The following is a 19,919-nucleotide window of genomic DNA, read 5'->3' as shown; positions in this document are numbered from 1 at the left end:
GGATGAAAATTCTCATCCTTGCTGGTTACGGAATAGAGTATCACTGTGTTATTATTATCATAAACCACTTGCAGATAGAACTTTTTGAAAGAGTAAATATACTCATGAACCCTCCCATCCTCAGAATGTTCTTCCTTCACGGGAGGGCCAAAAATTGACTCAATGTACTTTATTGACGCTCCGGTGTAAATCACATGAAGATTATCCTCTGCTTTTTTTTTGCAAAAAATTATCTGCGATATGTTGATATAAATCAAATACTCCGTTCAATGTAACAAAATATCCAAGAACAGCAAGAATACCACTCAAAAAAACAGTAATTAATGATTTTTTAAGTTTTTTAGGGGGATGTGACATAGTTCCTCTCTTATTTTTTCAATAATCCTATTTATTTCTGAATGTAAAGTAAAACGCTGACATGCAAAAAAGTCATTCTTATTTAAGATTAAGTCAAAAATTTATCGAAAGACATTCTATTAATCTTACATGAATAGAGCAACGTCCGCATCTGGCACAAAGCCGACCTTCATCCTCTGCTGCTCAGGAAATTAATCATGCATATGGCAAAGAAAAGGTCGGTGTCGTCTCAGCCAGCAATGCCTATACGCTTGATGATTTATCGTATGCTCTTTCTCGTAAGGCTGATGAGCAAGGAGCAACGTCATTTAAAATCCTGTCGACAACGGGGGGCAGCAGACTACACGGCGTTGCTGGAATCTATAAGTAAATCATTAATATCTCGAACAGGATGTGTCACAACTCTCTTATAGTGAGCATCGATTTATGTTCAGAATAGGGGTGAAGACGGCCCCATGGGGGGCCGTAAAAACGCTGACGATGATGTAGAATGATGCTTGCGGAAAAGAATCAGAAGCGATAGCCGGCCGAGAACATAAACACCCACGGATCCAGACGGGTACTCACGCTCTGGTTCACACCGTTAGCTTTAAACTTCACGTTGGTATCGATATCCATGTACCACACCGGCACACCCCTGAAATTAAAATATCAGTCTGTTTTTATTAATAAAAATCAACTTTTGAGAACGAAAAATAGCACCAAAACAAGCTTTGTTAACTGACTGATATTAGTGAAATTAAATTTAGTTTTGCAGAACGAAAATCTGCGCTGGCTTGTTGCTGAATGAATGATTTCTCCTATACTTGCGCCAGCGCCACGGCATGAACACCTGGCCTAAAGCCGCGGTCCGTGCTTGCATACCACGGGCCGCGGTTACCTGGCATCTTTCCCACTAGCTTTTCAGCGCCGCCTTGAGTTCGTCGATTTCAGCTCTCAACGCTTTAACGTATCCCAGCAGGTCCATAACGATCGGATTAACGTCCACGCTCGGCCGGTCGCGATACTTTGCGCCGATCTTGTTGCCTTCATCGTCCAGGATATCTTCGACCTGCTCCTGGTTGTGCTTGATGTACTGCGGACACGTCTGTTCAGCCTCTTCAGCAATGATGCCATAGCGCACGCGATTCTGTTCGTCATCGTTATAGATGAAGTTGACCATGCGCAGGCTGTCAATGCGCGCCATTACCTCAGAGCTATCAGCATCGGTGATGCTGTGTTTATATTCGAGTCCGGAGGTGCCTTGTAGGGCTAGCGTACCACTGCTTGACGGGAACAAAACGATAAGCTGCCCGGTGCTGACCCCATCCTTGCGTCGTCTGGAATACGCCAGAGACGTAGCTCCGCTTGCCGCCGTTGACATTGTGTATTCCAGGATTGCCCTACCGCCCACAACGTTGTCAGGGATCGGTGTGCCGTCTGTATATAGTGGGTCATAGCGGTAGGACGGGTAAGACGTCCGCGCTAACAATACTTTATCAGCCTCGAACTGACCGCTAGTGTCAAACACGTATGTATAGCCGCTGCCCGCAGTTGCGTTAGTAACTTTCAGGGCAGCTGAATAGGTGCCGCCCATCGTCGCCACCGCTTTAAGTGACGCTTCGGCCTCAACCGACCCAGCAATTTTATACTGCGATTTAACATCCCCGGCGTTCGCAACCCCCCCATCAGCCGGGCGCGTGGCATCGCCATTAATCACGGACCACGACGTATTAGCCGCTACGAAACCACCTGATGCGCGGACAAGCCATACGCCGTTCACAACATCCGTCTGAATGGTACTGGTGCTGTAGCGACCATATACAGCACTGTATGCGTTTGCATCAAACAAAATAGAATCGTTACTTGCAGACGTTGAAGTAGCGTTAACTTGTTCGCCAGTGGTTGGCGCGCCACGGTTTAGGTATTTAAACAAAACACCGTCAGCGCTAGGTAATACTCCAGGTAACGCGGAAATCCCACGCGAATAGAAGTTTCCTCTAAGGTTTGGGGCTGCCGATCTCTCTATGCCTTTATCTTTAGATGAATCCTTAGTGCCACGGAAATACAAGTTTGGAACTGATCCAGACTGCACACCGTTCCAGTCAGGAAGTCTGAAAGTAGTAGTACCATCACCACTTGAGTACCCGCCACGTAGTGCAATATCCCCTAGCTGACACTAAGCCCATACTGCTTATTTACCGCAGCCTGCTTGGCGTAATACTCATCAAGTGCAATCGCCTGCTCACGCTGGGCCTGGGCAGCAGCAATGGTCTTTTCGGCAATGGCGACTTTTCCGAGAGCCGCCTGCTTTTCCGCCTGAGCGGCTGAGATTTGGTTTTGTGCGGCCGTCGCCAGCTCTGCTGCCGCGTTGCGCGCTGCCTCCTGCTGTGCTTTCCAGCCACCAGCGGATCCATCCAGTTGCCCTTTAAGGGAATGAACCACGGGGATCAACGCATTAATGATGCTGCTACTGGCAACGTTGCTGCCGGCCGCGACTTCATGAAGAACATAGTTGAGCTGGCCCGCTCCACGCGTAACCCCGGAAAACTGATCGGCATTCGCCGCCTTAAAACCAATCCCTTTTGCCGCATCGACCGTCCGGGATATGGCAGATGCCAGCTCATTTGCTTGAGTGGTGGCCTGTGAATTGAATTTTTTGCTGGCCTGCCCTGCCTTTTGGTAAGCATCAGTAATTTGCGACTTAAACGCCGCAGAGTTCAGGTGCAGGGCAACCGATAAACTTGCAACATCACTCATTTTCCGAGGATCCTCATAACATCAGCGCACTGCTGAGACTGTTCCGTCTGTGGCGGTCGGCTGGATTCCGGCGGGGCTGGCGGGTGACTGCCGGTACCCGGCATAGTCAGAGATAACCACGCCTGCCAGTGGAGAAGAATATCTGCGGGCAGACTGGCAATTTTTCGCGGGTCAGGCTCCCCGAGGCGATCGGCCAGGTTATACATCGCCATCAACCAGGGGGAGTCAATCAGTTTTTTTTCGCATCCTCCAGGGTGCCCCAGCTGTGCCGGGTGATCACGCTAACCGCTTCAACCAGGGCGGCATTGCTGCGCAACTTACCGGTTACCACTTTGAGGTGGGTCGGTTTCGGACGTCTTCCTGCCATCAGAACCTCCCGAAAAAAAACTTTTCATTTCGCGGTTGTGTGTAAAAAGCACGAGCGGCGGTCATTTGCGCTAGGGGTGTTGAACTTCGTCCCCCCCCCTCCCCTCTGGGAAGCGGCACACATGAGGAATATTATCGTTTGAACCAATGTGATGCTGGGTCAAGGGGGACACCGCTCTCATCACAGCCGATGATGAAGCCTCTTTTCTCCATTCTCTGCTTGGTTGAATCATGGTGTGGCTTGCATAGTCCCTGCCAGTTGCTGCGGCTCCAGAAGAGCTTCTGCGCTTTGCTTATGGCTGTGGTATCCCCAGAGCGGAGCGCTTCTTTCAGTTCATGGGGGGTAATATGGTCAACGACTGTTGCTGCTGCCACCTTGCCCTGCTCCTGACACATCACACAGAGTGGATACGCACGGAGGTAGACAAGGCGTTCTCTGTCCCATTTGCTTCCATAAATGCGTGGCTCTTTGTTCACGCCTGCCTCCACGCTGAAGTACCACAAACTGGTACATACTGGACACCATCTATACTTACCTGCATTTTTATTACCTTAGAGGCATAGTTAAAATTTATCCGCTTTGGCCATTACGAGGGTACCCATCCATGAGAATGACGATAAGAATCCAAATGAAACTTTAATCAAAATTATCCACTGATAGAAAAAACAAATTCAATACTAGGCTAATCATTGGAACATTTAATTAAAAGTTCAAAGCAAAACAGACTTGCCATTAAATTATCTTATTTATCTTTAACTCCAAACCCTCCCTGCAATATTTAAATAGCAAATTACACTTCATCTGGAGGAGTTATGGGCACTGTTAAACAGAACTGTCATTACATACCAAGTCAGCCAGCTAGTTTTCGGCTAAAAGGAGTTCACCCCGATTGGGAGATGCATCCCTCATATGTCAGCGCAATTGAGTCGCTTGACGCTTACAATCTCTGGGTGTGTGAAGTTGTATTACCTATTGCTTTTCAGTGGATTGAAGAGCATAAAGACGAGGTTTATGCCTCCATATCTGAATCTGAAAAAGATGATGTTGGGGTGGTCATCGCCTCTGCTTTTGAGATAATCAAAAACCTATCTGGATATCAAAATGGAATCAAAGAGCTATCTGCTTATGAAAAAGATTTAGCTAACGATACATTCAACCCAGTAAAAACCAATCCTGTCTGGAGTGAAATTTCGAAAGAACTACGAAATTCATCAGCATCTATCTTTGCAAAACGCTCTCCACAATTAAAATCCACAATAAAATGAGCCTAAACACTAAACATGATGCTTTTAAATACTATTATTTAATGCGTTGATTTGAGATATATTCTTTTAGCCCGGAAATTTGCTGTCGGGCTTTTTCAATTTACTCCCCGAGGGTGAAATAATTTAGTTGGGCGGAGTCAATAAATCAGAGACTGGTAGCATCATCCATGTTGGTCGTCGAGGTAGATTCATACACACGATCACAGGCTGCAGCAACACGCAACTGTTTAACGCCAGAATCGATATCCCGTTACGGAACTACCGTCTTGGAGTTTTGCTTCGCTCTTGGGGCTCTCTTCTCAGTTTGATCCTGGCAATTAGCCTGCCACGTTCTGTTATGCATCAGTATGTCCCTCTTCGTCTGCTTGTTCATCGCGGCAATATCGTGGTCGGTCAGGTAGATAGGTTTAACCCATTCGCATGCCGTATCAATGACTACCGGGACGCTTCCACGATTCACGCAGCTCGCGATCAACATCGTCATCATGCATGTGACTAACACTCTGCTGTACATTGCTGGCCTCTTTGGTCACTTCAACCCAGCGTTCGGCTGCTGCAACCGTTGCCGCTGCTTTATCTTCAGTGCGCTGCTGTTCGGCTTTTGCTTCTGCCTTGCTGGTACCGCGAATATGACCAAAGCCAAATGCGCCAGCGATAGCAGCTATCACCGCCACCGCCAGACCAACAAACATTTCAAGAGTCATAGCGTCACCCGATCTTTTACCCATCCATACACGAATGACTCGTTAGCCGGGCGCTGTTCAGCTAATTCCAGATAACGCTGCCCCTGACTACAGTTCAGCGCGCGCAAAAGCACTGTCTCCCCCTCAGCTCCACGGCGTGCAAGGAATGACTTTAGTGCGCTGATGGTGCGCGGGCCTATCTGCCCGTCAGCCAGTAAGTCTGGATATAACTGCTGCTGAATATTGAAAACGTTCAGCCAGCGCTGGAACCATTTAACCTGGACCGATGGCCCCATGTTCACGCCGGTGTCGCAGAGTTCGGCTGCGATGCCCGGGGAAACAACTGACACCTGGTCAAATCGTGGGCCATACCAGTAATCAGCCTCGTAAATTTCCAATGCCCGCTGCCGGGTAAGTTGGCGCATATCTTCGGTATATCCATGAGCGCGCGCCGTTGTCTGAGTGATCCCCCAGTTAGTCGGTCCGCCTTTGTCGTCCGGATGATTAACGTAGCCGCCCTCCTTCCCGAGGATGGCATTGAAAATATCGTCTTTAGTCATTAGTGCCTCAGGTGATCAACAAGGCGCGCTACGTTGCCTCTGACGGCAACCAGCACAGAAAGAAAAATGATGTTTGCCCCGATGGTTGCCAATGATGAATGCGGGTAAATCCCGCACAGGTAGGCAAACGGTACGGCGCTGTAGATAACAGTGAGCAACCATGCCAGGCGCGAAATCCATGGACGGTGTCGGGAATCACCCCGGCGATAAAACATCAGGGTTACCACGACCCCGGCGCAAAGCAGCGCGTTGATGGTCGCTGATGGATCATTTAGTACCACCTGAACCTCCCCGGCGCGTTATCAGCGCCACCAGCGAGCCGACATCCTGATTGTTCAGGAACGTCAGGATTTTGACGGCTAATGCAGAAATGATTACGGCACCAATAGCATCCAGAGGTTTATCGCTATACCCCGTCCAGGCTGCAAGTTTCGCCCCCACCAGCCCGGAACAGATAATTCCAGCGATGTAAGAAACGACAAAATACGCCAGCCGGCGGAGTGAGCTCAGGTCGGAAGCCGTTGCTATATAGAACACAGCACCAGCAAACGCGCCAAACACCACACCGTAATCGGTGCCGGTTAGCATTCCATAGACACTGGCCCCCGTCAGGACTCCACCAGCTACTCCGGTGCCAGAAACAGGATCGGACATAATCCCCCCATTGATATTGCTGTGAATCCTCTCAGAAAAATTAATGAGGGGAGTAAAGGTCAGGCTCGCGGGCTCTTAGGTAAAAGGTCATTAATGAGTGATTCCCGGAGCCTGAAAATTAAAAAGGCCACCAGATGGCAGCCTTAACAGGAAATGGAAATATTGTGAGGTAGTACGGATGGCCGGCGATATGACAGGGGTACTGATGCAATGCACCTTCGCGAATACCCCTGTCGTATCGCCGAAAAACAAAAACCCCGACTGGCGGGGCTTTCGCTATATTCAAATTGTCGCTTAACGTCGCTGCCATCGTGGCGCAGCTCTGCCAAGCATGAATGGATTATCTGATTTTCTGGTCAGCTTTCAACAAAAAAACGAACTTAGAGCACGAATAGCTAAAACACCTTTACTTTTCCATCAGCTTACGGGATGAGAGAAACACCTTTGCCCGGAAAATCTCAAGGCACCAGCGAACCCGCCTCCGGGCCTCTCCATCAGTCAACCATGGGGCGATCGACTGTAGTTCCCTGGTAATATCCGCTATTTTTTTTCGCGTGGTGTAATACTGAAGGCCGATAATGTAGACGGGATCGTTGATATCAAAGGCCGACAATACCGACTCCTCTATAAAATCAACGTCGTCATTCGTCATTGCCTCATCAATGATGCTGTGTGGGGCCTGCGGCCAGAGTATGCAATGCGCTCTCTTTAAAGCCTGCTCCCCCTTAAAACCCTCGCGCCTTGCCTGATCAAGAGCAACTGTAAATCGCTCAAGAGCTTTTTCTGACCATCGACCTCGTCTGATTACGTTCCAGCACGCATGCTCGCGCGGCATACGCGGGGCGGCTCCCCCTCTAACCCCCTCACCCCACGTTGAAAGCAGCGATTTGATCCATGCGGACTGAATGCAGGTTAGAAGCATGCTTTTACCCAGCCAGCTTTTGCGTGGTGCTGAAGCTGCTTTCCCAAGCGCTTCTACGTGATTACGGCGTTGACGTGGTGTCATGATGATTCTCCTTTACGCCAGAACGCCGAGCGCATAGGCCCGGTCCAGCAATTGAATGATTAATACTGGCTGCGGCGCATACTCGCGCTCGAATGCGGCGGGATTGTCATGCAGTCGACGGTGGTGAACCCGGCATAGCGGTATGGTGAAAATATCGTGGGCTTTGGTTGCCATGCCGCCCTGTCCCCAGCCGATAAGGTGGTGGGCATCACCGGACCGCTGCCCGCAGCACACACACGGCTGGGTTTTAACCCACTCAATAAAGCGCGGAGAGATCCAGCGAATACGCTTGGGCCGCGCGAATAATGTGGCCGGGGCTTCGGCGTCTACCTGAACCTGAACAACGGGTTTTACGGCTTTAGTTTGCGTTTGTGGTTCAGCAGCGGCTGGCCGAACGGGAACAAGACTAACTCGTTCGGCGAGTATGTCCGCTGCAGGACGTGACGGTACTATCTCGCTTTCTTTGTAGACTGACTGGATAGGGTCATCTTTGAGGCCAAGGGAGCGGCTCGCCATATTTTCGGTTATTGCATCGCCTATCCCCTCAGATACAGCCCACCAGCACAACTCAGCCAGCGAAAGCATTCTGTCCGCCGCGCAGCCGGTTTTGATCCGCACACATTCAATCACCCAATCAGTGAGGTTTCTGGCGATCAAATCATCCAGAAATTTGTCGCTCTGGTTGCGTAATTCGTTGTCACAATGCCAGCAGGCAACTATCGCTCCCGGTTCATGCCGGAACATAACCAGCTCGCTGTGGTGGTAGTTGCTGTGTGGCCACTGACACTTTGAAAAATTCCGCCCCAGCCAGTCTTCAAGCGCCGAAACGCCACCAGCAGCGCGAACAACACGCGCATCCAGGAAGAAAGGGGTTAATGTCGGATCCTCCGCCAGCAACTGACGGGCATCAGCAACTTTTCCCGACGGCAAATCCCGCATGGAGTCCGGTTGCTGTTCAATCAGAACGCGGCCAGCGCTGAACAAGCCCATCAGCTCCTTGCCAGGCTTCAGCAGAACAATTCCCATATGACGGGCAATTTCAGGCATCAGGAGAGCGCGCACGGTTCCCCCTCCCGGATGATCATCTTTCCGGTTTCGCCCCAGATTTTGGTTACACGGCCATCCCAGATATGGCTATCCTCGCCAAAAATGGCATCCAGCAGCGCCTTCTCTAAATTATCTTTATCGGGCTTTTGCTGGTGGGGCTTCCCGTCCATCAGGGACCGTTTCTTTTTGCTCCAACTCGGTGGCATGGGCAGCACAAAAATAACGTGATACCCGCTTTCCGGGAGCGAGACATTGTTCAGCCTCACCTCATCACAGAAAGCGCGGTACCGGAGAACCTCCGGACGCTTCTTCCATTTGTCGGCGCGGGTCATTCGTGGTTTGCCAAGCGGGGTAATATTGAAAACCTTCTCGTTCATTTCCACCCTCGCGAGCACATAGAGCGCTGTGTACGCTGGTGGCCATTTGATACAGGCAGGAACGCTGATACAACCCAAAAGCGGTGATCAACATCGAGGCTTTTTTCTACGGTGATGTTATTCGCGCGATAACGGGCCACCAGCTCTTCGGCCTGTTCTTCGGTCAGGTTGTCCTGGTAAAACCAGTCTCTTTTCATACCGTACCCCGGCAGAAAAAAGACAAAAAGAAACCGCTGACGTGGCTGCACATCAGGGAGTAATTCGTGGTGTGTATTTTTTGCGCCATGGTGTCTCCGTGGCGCAGCAGGTATAGGTTGTTCAGGCCTATGACGGGAGTTTAGCAGAACCAGACGGAATGAGGTAACCGGGCCTGGACTTCGCCATTTCAATCATTTGTGCGAATAACGACGGAGTGCCAATAATTTCATCAGGCTGTAATGGCATGAAAGAAACCATATCGCCACGGCGGTACATCAAAGCACGTTCTGTTACGGGGAATGATGCCAGCCTGGCGACTATGACGCCGTCATCACACCTGATTACAACATACCCACGATCAGGCATATTCTGTTTTTGTTCCACTAAAAAACCCTCGCTACGGCAATGTGTCAGCGTCGAATTAATAAAACCAGTCGTCTGCGCTTTCCCACGTATCCTGCAGGATTTCCTCTACTCGCTTTTTGTCGCCATCTGCACCACCCATAACGCAGAGGCCATCAGAACCCGCGCCGCGCACAATCAACCTGCAATCTTCAAAGCTCTGATTAAGGCGGTGAAGTAGTTCAGTTTGCAGCGCATTTTCTGCGTCTGTGGGCAGTTTTTTGGTTTTGTCGATCGTCACTTCAACTTTCATAATTCCTCCCGCTAGAAGTACTGTGTAAATAAACAGCATACCCATGCGGGAGATTTATCAATCCCGAAAAAGCATTTTTTGTGAAAGTTACCCCATTGTTTCCATTGTGTTTTTATACCAGTAACAAAAAACCCGCCGTAGCGGGTTTGATTTTATTAATGCTTGGTCCTCACAGGGAAAGACCAGCATTTATAGCCGTATGCATGCGCATCCAAAACTCGGCGCTCCGAGTCAGGAGTACCAGCTTTAGCTCGCGCTTTACGAAAACGACATTTTACCCAGCGGAAACCGGGTGGGAGCGGCTTTGTTGCAATTTCTTTTAACGCCATAAATAAACCCTGCCTCAGGCGAGCACTTCCCTGAAACTTGATAAAAATATGGGGATCCGCTAATGTACTGTTGTTGACGCAGTACAGATTGCGGGTGCTCTAACATCCCCAATCCGAGCCCTTCCTTTGGCGAGGAAGGGCTCAAATTCATTTTACGACCGCACATATGCCTTCAAAATTGACAGCACACGCTCAGCCTCCTCCATCGTAATATCTGTAGGTAAGCCCTGAACTGTAATCATCGTCCCTGTTTCTGGTCGAACAACGATCGGCAAGTTAAAGGTTTGCACTTTCTCATGTCTTGCTGCTTTAGCTTTTTCCATCTTCTGTTCTACCGCATCAAAGCCGTCTAAATTGCCTTCGGTGTCTGCCGTATTGATTAAAGTCCCCACTCGCGTGTACTCCTCAAATTTATTGACAGCACTTTTGAATCGACTTCGATAGTTATGAATGGTGGATTCGCTGGGTTTGTTTGCCTGAGTTTCAGCATAACGAGTAATAAGCTCTTCAACATTCAAATCACGAACGTCGTCACTATCACTGGTATCAACAACAGATAACAGCAGCAACGCCGAATTCTTTAAGTTGCGAGCAGTTGCTTCGTTGATAAGCCCCAAATTAGGCAACTTCATCAAAAAATCGAAGAATGCTTGTGTTGAGTAATTATCGTTCATAAGCATCTCTCATAAGTGTCCATATGCGTAGTGTAGATTTAGAGGTTTTACCGATCAATGTTTTTTTATCGATCGATCAATCTTTTTTTGAATCTAACAAATCCCACACTAAAAAAAAGCATTACCAGCTTCCTAGAAACTTGTCTCGCCCGCACAAAAAACACTTAACTTTCATTAACTTAAGAAGATCTATCAATCTATCAGGCTTATTGAATAACATTATAAATACACTGAAATTAGATACAGCCCTGCATAGACCTTGTCACCATATATCCTCCGTTATAAGCCATCAACTGCTGGTTTAAGCCACAAGGGACACCTTATAAAGCTCTGGTAGATTAGCCCACACCAGCTCCTCAGCAAACGGTGGCGGCACAGCGTTGCCGCAGCGCGCAACCTGCTTGTCCTTCGGGCACTTCTTACCCGTATAGCCCGGTCAAGGATGTACCACTCCGGGAAGCCCAGTTCTCGGAACAGTTGGTGCGGTTGCGGCGGATACCAAGACGACGAAGGAAACGCTGACGCTCAGTACCACAACCCAATCACACCTTGGGACCGTGATACCAGTAGTGCCTGTACCATCCCTTGTTAACAGTTCGCCCACTTCGGTGGGCATTTTTTTGCCTAGTGACTACTGATTACCTTATGGGTAATATGCATGAAACAATTAACACAAGGTTGTGACATGCTTGACTTCATTCGCGACATTTATACCTCATTCCGCCAAACTTCCATTGAGAGGGTTAAAAGCCCGTACCTCGGTTCATTCGTATTCTCATGGATTGGCTTCAATTGGCAGATGGTAGCAATATTATTGCTAAGCAAAAAAGGGGTTGAGGAACGCCTTGAGCTTATAAATAAAAACTTTGATATTGGTGACTACTTGCTAGGACCAATAATCACCGCAGGATTGATAGTAATAATTCTTCCACAGATAAATAAATTAATAACAAAGGTGCAGGACAAGCCTAACATTGAAACAATTACTCTAAGCTTAAATTCAAAAATTGAAATTGCAGAATTACAGCAAGCACTTGCTGAAAGCGAAGCAAGAAAAAAACTTGCAGAAAAAAAAGAAGAGCGATTTATTGAAGACGGCATTCATGCAATCAAAATTGAACTTGAACAGGCAAAAGAACAACTATCTGAAAGAGACAAAGATGTTAAATTTTTACTTAATACAAGAACAGAGTTAGAAGGCAAGCTTGCCAAATCTGAAAGCCAGCTTAATGTTGAGAAGGAAGCCAGAGCACAAATACAAAATGAGTTAACTATTGAGAAAGAAAGTAACCGAGCGATGAGTGATAAGTTAATTGGCGTGACTGCGTCCATGAATAAATCAAAGGAGGCACTGACTTCTTTACAGGAAAATCTAAAAAACGCAGATGAAACCAGCAAAATATTACAAAGCTCCTTGGGTTACCTGATTGCAACCATTGATGGATTTATAGAGAAATATCCAAATATAATAAAAAAATATAATGCGAAAGGGAGGCTGGGCTTTTTAATTAATAGAAAGGCACAGCCTTTACTTATCGACGCAAATAATATTTTGGAAAGAGAAAAAGAAAGAGAAGAATTAGAAAGATTGCAGTTCATTCGCAATACTAAACCTTAATAATTAAGCATACGGTTCGTACTCTGTTATCGCCTGCCCCTGCATACCAGGGGCATTAAACTGCTTCTTCACAACTGGCGCTGCATACGTCAACACATACGCGCCAGCATAGGCGTATCGCCCATGAACGACATCGCCTGGATAGCCTTTTCAAGTGCGTCTGCGACGCTAGCTGGCAGCTTGTAAGTCTCACTTATAGGTTTAGCTGCGCAGCCTTCCGGAGTTTCGCCGGCATGTCATGCCATGCATGGGCGCCGCTTCTGTCTTTCGTCGTGAGCAAATCCTCAATCGCTGACGCTGCCGTATGAAGCAAGTCAGCATCAACCAGAGGATTCGCCTTCCGCACTTCCCGCAGCTCTCTCATCAACGACAGCACCTTGGGAGTCATGCCTCCGTCACGCTCTAACTTCCATATCATCTGGTCGAGTTCTTCGTCGGTTGCCAGATGCTGGGACTGTTTTATGGTGGTTAAAGCAGTCTCCAGAAGCGCGTTCTGAAATCACAATGAGTGACGCAATGCCGCTCGGGGATGCACTGGAGTTATTTTCTGACTTTATCAGTGAAAATTCCGACGCTGGTTCTAACGTACAGGTCTGGGGTAATGGCGCATCATTTGACAATGTCATCCTGCGTTCATCGTATGAGCGAGCAAATATCGAATGCCCGTGGAAGTTCTGGAATGATCGTGACGTGCGAACCATTACCGAAATGGGCGAGGCAGTTGGGATCAAACCTCGCTACGACATTCCATTTGAAGGGGATATGCACAATGCCCTTTCTGATGCCCGTCATCAGGTCAAATACGTTTCCGCTATCTGGCAGAAATTGATTAAGAACTGATTTTTCATTATCAGCATGTGGCCCAGCGATGGGCCATACTCTGGAGGAAAAATGGCGAGACTTGTACTGCTCTCGGAATGGGCTGAGCATGAATTTGGTAATCCGATTCCCGGCCCCTCAACATTAAATAAATACGCAAAGAATGGGATGATCTCACCACCAGCCTGTAAGGTCGGAAAGAGCTGGCGCGTTGAGATGACAGCTCGGTTCGTTGGCTTCTCATCCCAACCAGAAATGAAAAAGCAGGATCATCCGCTATTGAGGAGAATCTTAGAAGATGGGCAGACCACGGAAACATAATGTCACGATCCCGGGCCTTTCCCCCTATTTAGACTCAAGAACAAATAAAGTGTATTGGCGTTACAAACACCCTGTTACAGGGAAATTTCACGGACTGGGTACCGACGAAAAGATTGCCAAAGAAATTGCAGTCGAAGCTAACAGCCGGTTAGCTGAGCAAAAAATGAGGCATATACTCAAAATAAAAAACGAAGTTAATTCGCGCCTCGGCGGCTCATCGACTATTTCTGATTTCATACCGAGATATAAGAAAATTCAGGAGGAAAGACTGGTTCGGGGAGAGATAAAAATGTCCACCCTGAAGCAGAAAGATTCCCCCCTAAAGGTTCTTGAACAACATCTCGGCATGTCTCAGATGGATCAAATAACAGTTAAAGATATCGTTGCCATCCTCGATGAATACAAAGATAAGGGGCATAACAGAATGGGGCAAATATTCAGGAAGATTGTGATTGATGTGTTCAAAGAGGCTCAGCAAGTGGGGGAAGTTCCCGTGGGATTTAATCCGGCGGAAGTTGCGAAAAAACCGCATGTAAAAATATCTCGCCAACGATTAACCTTTGCCGAGTGGGAGTTGATCTACAAAGCAGCAGAAAAGGATAATTATTTTTTACAGCGCGCGATGCTGTTGGCGCTTGTGACCGGCCAGCGACTTGCTGATATATGCAACATGAAATTCAGCGACATCGAGGACAATTATTTGCTTGTTGAACAGGGTAAAACAGGCGCAAAGATCGCAATACCACTGGCTCTCAGGAATCAGCAGTTAAATATTAGCCTCGGGGAGATAGTATCGATGTGCAGAGATAAGGTATTGAGTCCTTTTCTTCTGCATCACCACCACGCGAAAGGAAAGGCAAAGCGCGGAGGGAAAGTCATGCCGGCAACGCTAACTGTAGCCTTTAGTAAGGCAAGAGATGAGGTGGATTATAACTGGGGAGAAAACGGCACGCCGCCAAGTTTCCACGAACAGAGATCACTCTCAGAACGACTGTACAGAACGCAAGGAATTGATACCCAGATTCTGCTCGGCCATTCGAGCAAAACAATGACTGATCGTTACAACGATTCACGGGGAAAATAATGGAAAAAACTGGTCATTTGATGACCAGTTTTGCAGAAAGGTTTTGCAGGAGTTTTGCAGAAGAAATCAGAAGCGGTAGCCAGCAGAGAACATAAACACCCACGGATCCAGACGGGTACTCACGCTCTGGTTCACACCGTTAGCTTTAAACTTCACGTTGGTATCGATATCCATGTACCACACCGACATGTTAATCAGCCAGTCGCGGTTGATCAGATAATCCATCCCCACCTGCCCTGCCGCGCCCCACGAGTCGTCCAGGCTCAGGTCTGAAAGCCCCGCCTCTTTACCGGTATTGTTGAAATCGTTATCAAAGAAGGTGGTGTAGTTAATCCCTGCGCCAATGTATGGGCGCAATTTGCTCTGCGCATCACCAAAGTACCACTGAGCCATTAATGTTGGCGGTAGCTGATGAACGGTGGCGATATTGCCGGTTGGTCCGGTGCCCACTTTGTGGCGGAACGGCGTGGCGGCCAGCAGCTCGATGCCGATATTGTCGGTGGCCATGTAAGTAAAGGTTAAGCCAAGCTGCGTGTTATTGCTGACGTTAAAGCTCCCCAGGCTGCCGAGAACGCTATCTGAACCTTCGGTAGGCCGCACGGTCGCGGAACCGGCGCGAATGAAAAACTCCCCTGCTTCATGCGCCCAGGCACCGCCAGAAACAGTACTCAACATTAATGCAACCGCTGCTAACTTCTTCATATCCACTTCCTCATTATGGTTTTTCAAGCGCGGCAAATATACCCATAACGAGTTACTTTTGATCCATCACGGATCACACTAATTCATTAGATTTAACATTTATTAATCCAGATCAATTTTTGTCACTTGCGTCAGAATGGAAATAATCACCCATGTCAATTTTATGAATTTAATAGGAAAAGATGCTTTATCGCCGCTGGGCGACACAAGGTTCGTTGTTCCCCCCCTGCCGGACGGAACATGAAGACCACGCGCAGTACGGCCCGCCGCCGCTGAATCCTCTTTACAAAGATATACTTAGCAGGGATAGCGCAGAGGCTGCTACGCAGACGCGATTTGCGGTACAATTGCCGGCTAATTAACACCTGCAATACTCAAGGAGAGTGCATGTCTATCACGGCGCAGTCTGTATACCGTGACACGGGTAATTTTTTCCGTAATCAGTTCGTCACCATTTTACTGATTGCCTTGCTCTGTTCATTTATCACGGTGGTGCTTGGCCATGCCTTTTCCCCCAGCGATGAACAGCTTGCGACGCTGACCACCGGGGACCATCTGGCGGGCAGCACCGGGCTGTTTGATTTGGTGCAAAACATGACGCCGGAACAGCAGCAAATTTTGCTGCAATCCTCTGCGGCATCCACCTTTGCCGGGCTTATCGGCAACGCGATTCTGGCGGGCGGTATTTTGCTGATGATTCAGCTGATCTCCGCCGGGCAGCCGGTCAGTGCGCTGCGGGCGATCGGCGCCAGCGCGCCGGTGTTGCCGAAGCTGCTGGTGCTGATCTTTATCAGTACCTTCCTGATCCAGATGGGCGTTATGCTGATCGTGGTTCCCGGCATTCTGCTGGCAATCGTGCTGGCGTTCGCGCCGGTGATAATGGTGCAGGATAAGCTGGGCATCTTTGCCGCCATTCGCCACAGCACCCGCCTGGGCTGGGCCAATATCCGCCTGATTGCCCCTGCGGTTGTCGGCTGGATGCTGGCAAAAACGCTGCTGCTGCTGTTTGCCTCAAGCTTTGCCTTCCTGACGCCGTATCTCGGCGCCGTGGTGGCCAACACGCTCAGCAACCTGATTTCCGCGCTGTTGCTGATCTATTTATTCCGCGTGTATATGCTTATTCGTCAATAATCTGATGCCGCCCGTAATGGGCGGCGCTGAACTACGGAATCGAAGTATGAAGCAGTTTCTTGATTTCTTACCGCTGGTTGTCTTTTTTGCTTTCTATAAAATTTACGACATCTATGCCGCCACCGCCGCGCTGATCGTCGCCACCGCGGTGGTGCTGATTTATAGCTGGGTGCGCTATCGCAAAGTCGAAAAAATGGCGCTGGTCACCTTTATCGTGGTGGCGTTTTTTGGCGGTCTGACCATCTTCTTCCACAACGATGAGTTTATTAAGTGGAAGGTCACGGTGATTTACGCCCTGTTCGCCGGCGCGCTGCTGGTCAGCCAGTGGGTGATGAAAAAGCCGCTGATTCAGCGCATGCTGGGCAAAGAGATCACCCTGCCGGAAGCGGTCTGGTCGAAGCTGAACCTCGCTTGGGCGCTGTTCTTCATCCTCTGCGGGCTGGCAAATATTTATATCGCCTTCTGGTTACCGCAAAACATCTGGGTAAACTTTAAGGTGTTTGGCCTGACGGCGTTGACGCTGGTATTCACCGTGCTGAGCGGCGTGTACATCTATCGTCATATGCCACAAGATGATTCTAAGTAAGTACAGAGAATAATAATGACACTACAGAATGACGCTCCACAGGGAGAGCTGGTATTACGCACGTTAGCCATGCCTGCGGATACCAATGCCAACGGCGATATTTTCGGCGGCTGGTTGATGTCGCAAATGGATATTGGTGGCGCCATTATGGCGAAGGAAGTCGCTCACGGCCGCGTGGTCACCGTGCGGGTAGACGGCATGACGTTTCTGCGTCCGGTTGCGGTTGGCGACGTGGTGTGCTGCTACGCGCGCTGCGTTAAGCGCGGCAATACGTCGGTGACGATCAATATCGAAGTGTGGGTGAAGAAGGTGTCATCAGAGCCGATTGGTCAGCGCTATAAAGCGACCGAGGCGCTGTTTATCTACGTCGCGGTCGACCCGTCGGGGAAACCGCGCGCCATTCCAGCTGCATAATCACAGGCCCGGCATTCGCCGGGCCTGCTGCATTCAGAGGAAACCCAGCACCTTCAAAACGAAGTAGCCGATCACAATCACGATAATCGGCAGAATATAGAGCGGGAAAAACTGCACGAAAATGGTATGACGCGGCACCTCGACGCGCGCTTCCAGCGCTTCACGGCTCAGCCCCTCCGCCCCTTTCGCCTTCTCCAGAATCAGCTGATCGTTCACCCCTTCGCGCAGATACTTCGCCTGACGCGCCATCCGCGCGCCGGAGTCCTGCAGCGCCAGCGCCACGAAAATGAGCGCGAAGATAATCCAGAACAGGATGTTCAGGCCGTTATGGAAGTCCAGCTGCGGCGAGTTGTACCAGAACAGATTCAGGAATGGCGTATTGAAGCGCATCATCTCGACCATCACGTGGACAAAATCCATCATCACGGCATCGATTCCCGGCTGCTTAGCGCTGTGTTCGTACATGAATTTCAGCACGGAAATCAGCGTAGAGATAAGCGCAGGTATAAAAATGACCCACCCGGCAATACGCTTGAGGATGGCAATGCGTCCAGCTTGTTGATACGTCATGGGTTCCCCTTGTTAAGACGCTTACTCTCGGGCTAAGTGCTTATTAAGTCTACCTGCTGAAGGTGACTTTCGCCCGACTTTACGCGCGATATGATATACCATTAACCGGCATTCGTTACCCTTAAGGAGAGGTAGTTATGTCCACCGAGCGTCAAATACGCGCCGCTATTTTCGATATGGATGGATTACTGATCGATTCCGAGCCGCTGTGGGACCGTGCCGAGCACGAAGTGCTGAGCGAACTGGGCGTCGATTTTACCCGTCGTCACGAACTTCCCGATACCCGCGGTCTCCGTATCGATCTGGTGGTCGATCTGTGGTTCGGCCAGCAGCCGTGGAGCGGCCCGGATCGCGCCGCCGTGGTCGAGATGATGATTGCCCGCGTGATTTCGCTGGTTGAGCAGACGCGCCCGCTGCTGCCTGGGGTGCCTGAAGCCATCGCCCTGTGTAAAGCGCAGGGACTGAAAGTGGGCCTCGCCTCGGCCTCTCCGCTGTACATGCTGGAAAAAGTGCTGGCCATGTTCGGTCTGCGCGAGCAGTTTGACGCGCTGGCCTCCGCCGAAAAACTGGCCTACAGCAAACCGCATCCGCTGGTGTACCTGAACTGCGCGAGCGCGCTGGGCGTCGACCCGCTGTGCTGCGTGGCGCTGGAGGATTCGGTGAACGGGATGATCGCCAGCAAGGCCGCGCGGATGCGCTCGATCGTTGTCCCGGCGGCGGAAAGCCAGCTCGACCCGCGTTTTGCCCTCGCCGACGTGAAGCTGCCGTCACTGGCGTTGCTCACTCGCGAAAATTTGTGCGGCTAATCATGATGCGGGCAGCTATTGTGCCCGCAAATGCCAACCCAATCATAAAAATGAAACGCTGTTTTATTTTTATTTGAATTTTCCCTCGCGCCCTTCTATGCTTTAGCCCTGTAGGTCATCTCATAACGATAAAAACCGTATACAGGGGTCGAAATGATTCTTCATGCTTTCAATCTGCAAGGTAAAGTCGCACTCGTCACCGGCTGCGATAAAGGTCTCGGTCAGGGTATGGCGCTGGGGCTGGCGGAAGCCGGATGCGATATCGTCAGCGTTAGCCGCAGCATTCCGCAGGAAACCGCAGAAAAAGTGGCGGCGCTCGGCCGTCGGATGTTCGCTATTCAGGCCGACCTGAGCCAGCCTGACGCCATCGCCGATATCGTCCCTGCCGCCGTTGCCGCCGCAGGGCGCATTGATATCCTGGTTAACAACGCCGGCACCATTCGTCGCGAAGATGCGCTGACCTTCAGCGAAAAAAACTGGGACGACGTGATGAACCTCAACCTGAAGTCGGTCTTCTTCCTCTCCCAGGCAGTGGCGAAACAGTTCCTGCAACAGGGTAGCGGCGGGAAAATTATCAATATTGCATCGATGCTCTCTTTCCAGGGAGGTATTCGTGTGCCATCCTACACCGCCTCAAAAAGCGGCGTATTAGGCATCACCCGCCTGCTGGCCAACGAATGGGCCCAGCACGGCATCAACGTGAACGCCATTGCCCCAGGCTATATGGCCACCAACAACACCCAGCAGCTGCGCGACGATGCCGATCGCAGCAAAGAAATTCTCGACCGTATTCCCGCTGGCCGCTGGGGTACGCCGGACGATCTCAAAGGCCCGGTGGTGTTCCTCGCCTCCCCGGCCTCTGACTATATTAATGGCTACACGGTAGCCGTGGACGGCGGCTGGCTGGCGCGTTAATTTTTGACAAAGAGTTACACTGTAACCTCTTCCGCCTACTGT

28 protein-coding genes and 3 pseudogenes are annotated in these 19,919 nt (G+C 49.8%); 11 read left to right on the top strand and 20 right to left on the bottom strand.

From position 1 onward, the window contains the following. A pseudogene (locus ACK5JN_RS09610) lies at positions 1–357 on the bottom strand (ETEC_3214 family protein); the annotation flags it as partial. A gap of 133 nt (positions 358–490) precedes the next feature. Here ACK5JN_RS09610 and ACK5JN_RS09605 point away from each other — a divergent pair. Continuing rightward, on the top strand, positions 491–727 hold the full coding sequence (locus tag ACK5JN_RS09605; RefSeq protein ID WP_416869969.1) for a DUF1471 domain-containing protein: 237 nt from the start codon (positions 491–493) through the stop codon (positions 725–727). A gap of 140 nt (positions 728–867) precedes the next feature. Here ACK5JN_RS09605 and ACK5JN_RS09600 read toward each other — a convergent pair. From ACK5JN_RS09600 to ACK5JN_RS09580, 5 genes and pseudogenes are all read right to left on the bottom strand, one after another. Continuing rightward, a pseudogene (locus tag ACK5JN_RS09600) lies at positions 868–984 on the bottom strand (OmpW family outer membrane protein); the annotation flags it as partial. Between the two features lie 268 nt (positions 985–1,252). Next, entirely contained in the window at positions 1,253–2,431 is a 1,179-nt protein-coding gene (locus ACK5JN_RS09595) for a tail fiber domain-containing protein (protein ID WP_416869965.1), read from the bottom strand. A 74-nt stretch (positions 2,432–2,505) separates the two neighbouring features. Beyond that, on the bottom strand, positions 2,506–3,096 hold the full coding sequence (locus ACK5JN_RS09590) for a hypothetical protein (RefSeq protein ID WP_416869964.1): 591 nt from the start codon (positions 3,094–3,096) through the stop codon (positions 2,506–2,508). 229 nt (positions 3,097–3,325) lie between these two features. Beyond that, positions 3,326–3,463, bottom strand: a complete 138-nt coding sequence (locus tag ACK5JN_RS09585) for a hypothetical protein (RefSeq protein ID WP_416869963.1) — start codon at positions 3,461–3,463, stop codon at positions 3,326–3,328. 131 nt (positions 3,464–3,594) lie between these two features. Beyond that, complete coding sequence (locus ACK5JN_RS09580) at positions 3,595–3,939, bottom strand: HNH endonuclease signature motif containing protein (protein WP_416869962.1); 345 nt, start codon at positions 3,937–3,939, stop codon at positions 3,595–3,597. A gap of 336 nt (positions 3,940–4,275) precedes the next feature. Here ACK5JN_RS09580 and ACK5JN_RS09575 point away from each other — a divergent pair, with 336 nt between their 5' ends. Then, positions 4,276–4,728: a hypothetical protein gene (locus ACK5JN_RS09575; RefSeq protein WP_416869961.1), complete on the top strand. Its 453-nt coding sequence runs from the start codon at positions 4,276–4,278 to the stop codon at positions 4,726–4,728. 250 nt (positions 4,729–4,978) lie between these two features. Here the strand turns inward: ACK5JN_RS09575 and ACK5JN_RS09570 are convergent, their stop codons facing one another. The 12 genes and pseudogenes from ACK5JN_RS09570 to ACK5JN_RS09515 form a co-directional block, all read right to left on the bottom strand. Next, a complete protein-coding gene (locus ACK5JN_RS09570) occupies positions 4,979–5,206 on the bottom strand; it encodes a hypothetical protein (RefSeq protein WP_416869960.1) in 228 nt (75 codons plus the stop codon). Next, a complete protein-coding gene (locus tag ACK5JN_RS09565) occupies positions 5,157–5,432 on the bottom strand; it encodes a hypothetical protein (protein WP_416869959.1) in 276 nt (91 codons plus the stop codon). Before ACK5JN_RS09565 ends, ACK5JN_RS09570 begins: the two co-directional genes overlap by 50 nt. Next, positions 5,429–5,971, bottom strand: coding sequence for a glycoside hydrolase family 108 protein (locus ACK5JN_RS09560; RefSeq protein ID WP_416869958.1), 543 nt, complete (start codon positions 5,969–5,971; stop codon positions 5,429–5,431). Before ACK5JN_RS09560 ends, ACK5JN_RS09565 begins: the two co-directional genes overlap by 4 nt. Then, entirely contained in the window at positions 5,971–6,252 is a 282-nt protein-coding gene (locus ACK5JN_RS09555) for a phage holin family protein (protein WP_185670054.1), read from the bottom strand. The genes ACK5JN_RS09560 and ACK5JN_RS09555 overlap by 1 nt, the downstream gene beginning before the upstream one ends. Further along, positions 6,239–6,625 (bottom strand): phage holin family protein, encoded by a 387-nt coding sequence (locus ACK5JN_RS09550; RefSeq protein ID WP_223802896.1) that lies wholly within the window; start codon positions 6,623–6,625, stop codon positions 6,239–6,241. Before ACK5JN_RS09550 ends, ACK5JN_RS09555 begins: the two co-directional genes overlap by 14 nt. 406 nt (positions 6,626–7,031) lie before the next feature. Further along, complete coding sequence (locus tag ACK5JN_RS09545; protein ID WP_416869957.1) at positions 7,032–7,631, bottom strand: hypothetical protein; 600 nt, start codon at positions 7,629–7,631, stop codon at positions 7,032–7,034. A gap of 12 nt (positions 7,632–7,643) precedes the next feature. Continuing rightward, positions 7,644–8,693 (bottom strand): DUF968 domain-containing protein, encoded by a 1,050-nt coding sequence (locus ACK5JN_RS09540; protein WP_416869956.1) that lies wholly within the window; start codon positions 8,691–8,693, stop codon positions 7,644–7,646. Then, entirely contained in the window at positions 8,678–9,055 is a 378-nt protein-coding gene (locus ACK5JN_RS09535; RefSeq protein ID WP_416869955.1) for a RusA family crossover junction endodeoxyribonuclease, read from the bottom strand. Before ACK5JN_RS09535 ends, ACK5JN_RS09540 begins: the two co-directional genes overlap by 16 nt. Next, the gene (locus ACK5JN_RS09530; RefSeq protein WP_416869954.1) at positions 9,052–9,252 is read right to left on the bottom strand and encodes a hypothetical protein; all 201 of its coding nucleotides are present in this window, start codon (positions 9,250–9,252) and stop codon (positions 9,052–9,054) included. Before ACK5JN_RS09530 ends, ACK5JN_RS09535 begins: the two co-directional genes overlap by 4 nt. A gap of 422 nt (positions 9,253–9,674) precedes the next feature. Then, the gene (locus ACK5JN_RS09525) at positions 9,675–9,908 is read right to left on the bottom strand and encodes a DinI-like family protein (protein ID WP_416869953.1); all 234 of its coding nucleotides are present in this window, start codon (positions 9,906–9,908) and stop codon (positions 9,675–9,677) included. 481 nt (positions 9,909–10,389) lie between these two features. Then, positions 10,390–10,911, bottom strand: a complete 522-nt coding sequence (locus ACK5JN_RS09520) for a hypothetical protein (protein WP_416869952.1) — start codon at positions 10,909–10,911, stop codon at positions 10,390–10,392. Between the two features lie 301 nt (positions 10,912–11,212). Continuing rightward, a pseudogene (locus tag ACK5JN_RS09515) lies at positions 11,213–11,400 on the bottom strand (cytosine-specific modification methylase); the annotation flags it as partial. Positions 11,401–11,569: 169 nt separating this feature from the next. Between ACK5JN_RS09515 and ACK5JN_RS09510 the strand changes: the two are divergent. The 4 genes from ACK5JN_RS09510 (at position 11,570) to ACK5JN_RS09495 (ending at position 14,753) form a co-directional block, all read left to right on the top strand. Further along, positions 11,570–12,529, top strand: a complete 960-nt coding sequence (locus tag ACK5JN_RS09510) for a hypothetical protein (protein WP_416869951.1) — start codon at positions 11,570–11,572, stop codon at positions 12,527–12,529. Positions 12,530–12,967: 438 nt separating this feature from the next. Then, positions 12,968–13,369, top strand: coding sequence for a 3'-5' exonuclease (locus tag ACK5JN_RS09505; RefSeq protein WP_416869950.1), 402 nt, complete (start codon positions 12,968–12,970; stop codon positions 13,367–13,369). A 51-nt stretch (positions 13,370–13,420) separates the two neighbouring features. Then, a complete protein-coding gene (locus ACK5JN_RS09500; protein WP_416869949.1) occupies positions 13,421–13,669 on the top strand; it encodes an excisionase in 249 nt (82 codons plus the stop codon). Continuing rightward, the gene (locus ACK5JN_RS09495; RefSeq protein WP_416869948.1) at positions 13,647–14,753 is read left to right on the top strand and encodes a phage integrase Arm DNA-binding domain-containing protein; all 1,107 of its coding nucleotides are present in this window, start codon (positions 13,647–13,649) and stop codon (positions 14,751–14,753) included. The genes ACK5JN_RS09500 and ACK5JN_RS09495 overlap by 23 nt, the downstream gene beginning before the upstream one ends. 66 nt (positions 14,754–14,819) lie before the next feature. Here the strand turns inward: ACK5JN_RS09495 and ompW are convergent, their stop codons facing one another. Next, entirely contained in the window at positions 14,820–15,455 is a 636-nt protein-coding gene (ompW, locus tag ACK5JN_RS09490) for an outer membrane protein OmpW (RefSeq protein ID WP_416869947.1), read from the bottom strand. Positions 15,456–15,842: 387 nt separating this feature from the next. On the opposite strand from ompW, the gene ACK5JN_RS09485 reads away from it, so the two are divergent. From ACK5JN_RS09485 to yciA, 3 genes are read left to right on the top strand one after another with little or no spacing between them, the layout of a single operon-like run. Continuing rightward, on the top strand, positions 15,843–16,586 hold the full coding sequence (locus tag ACK5JN_RS09485; protein ID WP_416869946.1) for a YciC family protein: 744 nt from the start codon (positions 15,843–15,845) through the stop codon (positions 16,584–16,586). 46 nt (positions 16,587–16,632) lie between these two features. Next, positions 16,633–17,172 (top strand): septation protein A, encoded by a 540-nt coding sequence (locus ACK5JN_RS09480; protein WP_416869945.1) that lies wholly within the window; start codon positions 16,633–16,635, stop codon positions 17,170–17,172. A 15-nt stretch (positions 17,173–17,187) separates the two neighbouring features. Further along, entirely contained in the window at positions 17,188–17,586 is a 399-nt protein-coding gene (gene yciA / locus ACK5JN_RS09475; protein ID WP_416869944.1) for an acyl-CoA thioester hydrolase YciA, read from the top strand. A gap of 33 nt (positions 17,587–17,619) precedes the next feature. Here yciA and ACK5JN_RS09470 read toward each other — a convergent pair whose 3' ends face one another. Further along, positions 17,620–18,156 (bottom strand): YniB family protein, encoded by a 537-nt coding sequence (locus tag ACK5JN_RS09470; protein ID WP_416869943.1) that lies wholly within the window; start codon positions 18,154–18,156, stop codon positions 17,620–17,622. Between the two features lie 137 nt (positions 18,157–18,293). Between ACK5JN_RS09470 and hxpB the strand changes: the two genes are divergently transcribed. Both hxpB and kduD read left to right on the top strand, forming a co-directional pair. Beyond that, entirely contained in the window at positions 18,294–18,962 is a 669-nt protein-coding gene (gene hxpB / locus ACK5JN_RS09465) for a hexitol phosphatase HxpB (protein ID WP_416869942.1), read from the top strand. Between the two features lie 153 nt (positions 18,963–19,115). Continuing rightward, a complete protein-coding gene (gene kduD / locus ACK5JN_RS09460) occupies positions 19,116–19,877 on the top strand; it encodes a 2-dehydro-3-deoxy-D-gluconate 5-dehydrogenase KduD (RefSeq protein WP_416869941.1) in 762 nt (253 codons plus the stop codon). The last annotated feature ends 42 nt before the right edge of the window (positions 19,878–19,919 follow it).

Source organism: Kluyvera sp. (assembly GCF_047971185.1).
Classification (GTDB): domain Bacteria; phylum Pseudomonadota; class Gammaproteobacteria; order Enterobacterales; family Enterobacteriaceae; genus Kluyvera.
The sequence above is the reverse complement of the archived record's forward strand: the minus strand, read 5'-3'. Positions and strand labels throughout refer to the sequence as shown.

Excerpts from the sequence above, each read along its gene's own strand:
- ACK5JN_RS09590 (WP_416869964.1), bottom strand. The coding sequence starts at position 3,096 with ATGAGTGATGTTGCAAGTTTATCGGTTGCCCTGCACCTGAACTCTGCG.
- ACK5JN_RS09585 (WP_416869963.1), bottom strand. The coding sequence starts at position 3,463 with ATGGCAGGAAGACGTCCGAAACCGACCCACCTCAAAGTGGTAACCGGT.
- ACK5JN_RS09575 (WP_416869961.1), top strand. The coding sequence starts at position 4,276 with ATGGGCACTGTTAAACAGAACTGTCATTACATACCAAGTCAGCCAGCT.
- ACK5JN_RS09570 (WP_416869960.1), bottom strand. The coding sequence starts at position 5,206 with ATGTTGATCGCGAGCTGCGTGAATCGTGGAAGCGTCCCGGTAGTCATT.
- ACK5JN_RS09565 (WP_416869959.1), bottom strand. The coding sequence starts at position 5,432 with ATGACTCTTGAAATGTTTGTTGGTCTGGCGGTGGCGGTGATAGCTGCT.
- ACK5JN_RS09560 (WP_416869958.1), bottom strand. The coding sequence starts at position 5,971 with ATGACTAAAGACGATATTTTCAATGCCATCCTCGGGAAGGAGGGCGGC.
- ACK5JN_RS09550 (WP_223802896.1), bottom strand. The coding sequence starts at position 6,625 with ATGTCCGATCCTGTTTCTGGCACCGGAGTAGCTGGTGGAGTCCTGACG.
- ACK5JN_RS09545 (WP_416869957.1), bottom strand. The coding sequence starts at position 7,631 with ATGACACCACGTCAACGCCGTAATCACGTAGAAGCGCTTGGGAAAGCA.
- ACK5JN_RS09535 (WP_416869955.1), bottom strand. The coding sequence starts at position 9,055 with ATGAACGAGAAGGTTTTCAATATTACCCCGCTTGGCAAACCACGAATG.
- ACK5JN_RS09530 (WP_416869954.1), bottom strand. The coding sequence starts at position 9,252 with ATGAAAAGAGACTGGTTTTACCAGGACAACCTGACCGAAGAACAGGCC.
- ACK5JN_RS09525 (WP_416869953.1), bottom strand. The coding sequence starts at position 9,908 with ATGAAAGTTGAAGTGACGATCGACAAAACCAAAAAACTGCCCACAGAC.
- ACK5JN_RS09520 (WP_416869952.1), bottom strand. The coding sequence starts at position 10,911 with ATGAACGATAATTACTCAACACAAGCATTCTTCGATTTTTTGATGAAG.
- ACK5JN_RS09510 (WP_416869951.1), top strand. The coding sequence starts at position 11,570 with ATGAAACAATTAACACAAGGTTGTGACATGCTTGACTTCATTCGCGAC.
- ACK5JN_RS09500 (WP_416869949.1), top strand. The coding sequence starts at position 13,421 with ATGGCGAGACTTGTACTGCTCTCGGAATGGGCTGAGCATGAATTTGGT.
- ACK5JN_RS09495 (WP_416869948.1), top strand. The coding sequence starts at position 13,647 with ATGGGCAGACCACGGAAACATAATGTCACGATCCCGGGCCTTTCCCCC.
- ompW (WP_416869947.1), bottom strand. The coding sequence starts at position 15,455 with ATGAAGAAGTTAGCAGCGGTTGCATTAATGTTGAGTACTGTTTCTGGC.
- ACK5JN_RS09485 (WP_416869946.1), top strand. The coding sequence starts at position 15,843 with ATGTCTATCACGGCGCAGTCTGTATACCGTGACACGGGTAATTTTTTC.
- ACK5JN_RS09480 (WP_416869945.1), top strand. The coding sequence starts at position 16,633 with ATGAAGCAGTTTCTTGATTTCTTACCGCTGGTTGTCTTTTTTGCTTTC.
- yciA (WP_416869944.1), top strand. The coding sequence starts at position 17,188 with ATGACACTACAGAATGACGCTCCACAGGGAGAGCTGGTATTACGCACG.
- ACK5JN_RS09470 (WP_416869943.1), bottom strand. The coding sequence starts at position 18,156 with ATGACGTATCAACAAGCTGGACGCATTGCCATCCTCAAGCGTATTGCC.
- hxpB (WP_416869942.1), top strand. The coding sequence starts at position 18,294 with ATGTCCACCGAGCGTCAAATACGCGCCGCTATTTTCGATATGGATGGA.
- kduD (WP_416869941.1), top strand. The coding sequence starts at position 19,116 with ATGATTCTTCATGCTTTCAATCTGCAAGGTAAAGTCGCACTCGTCACC.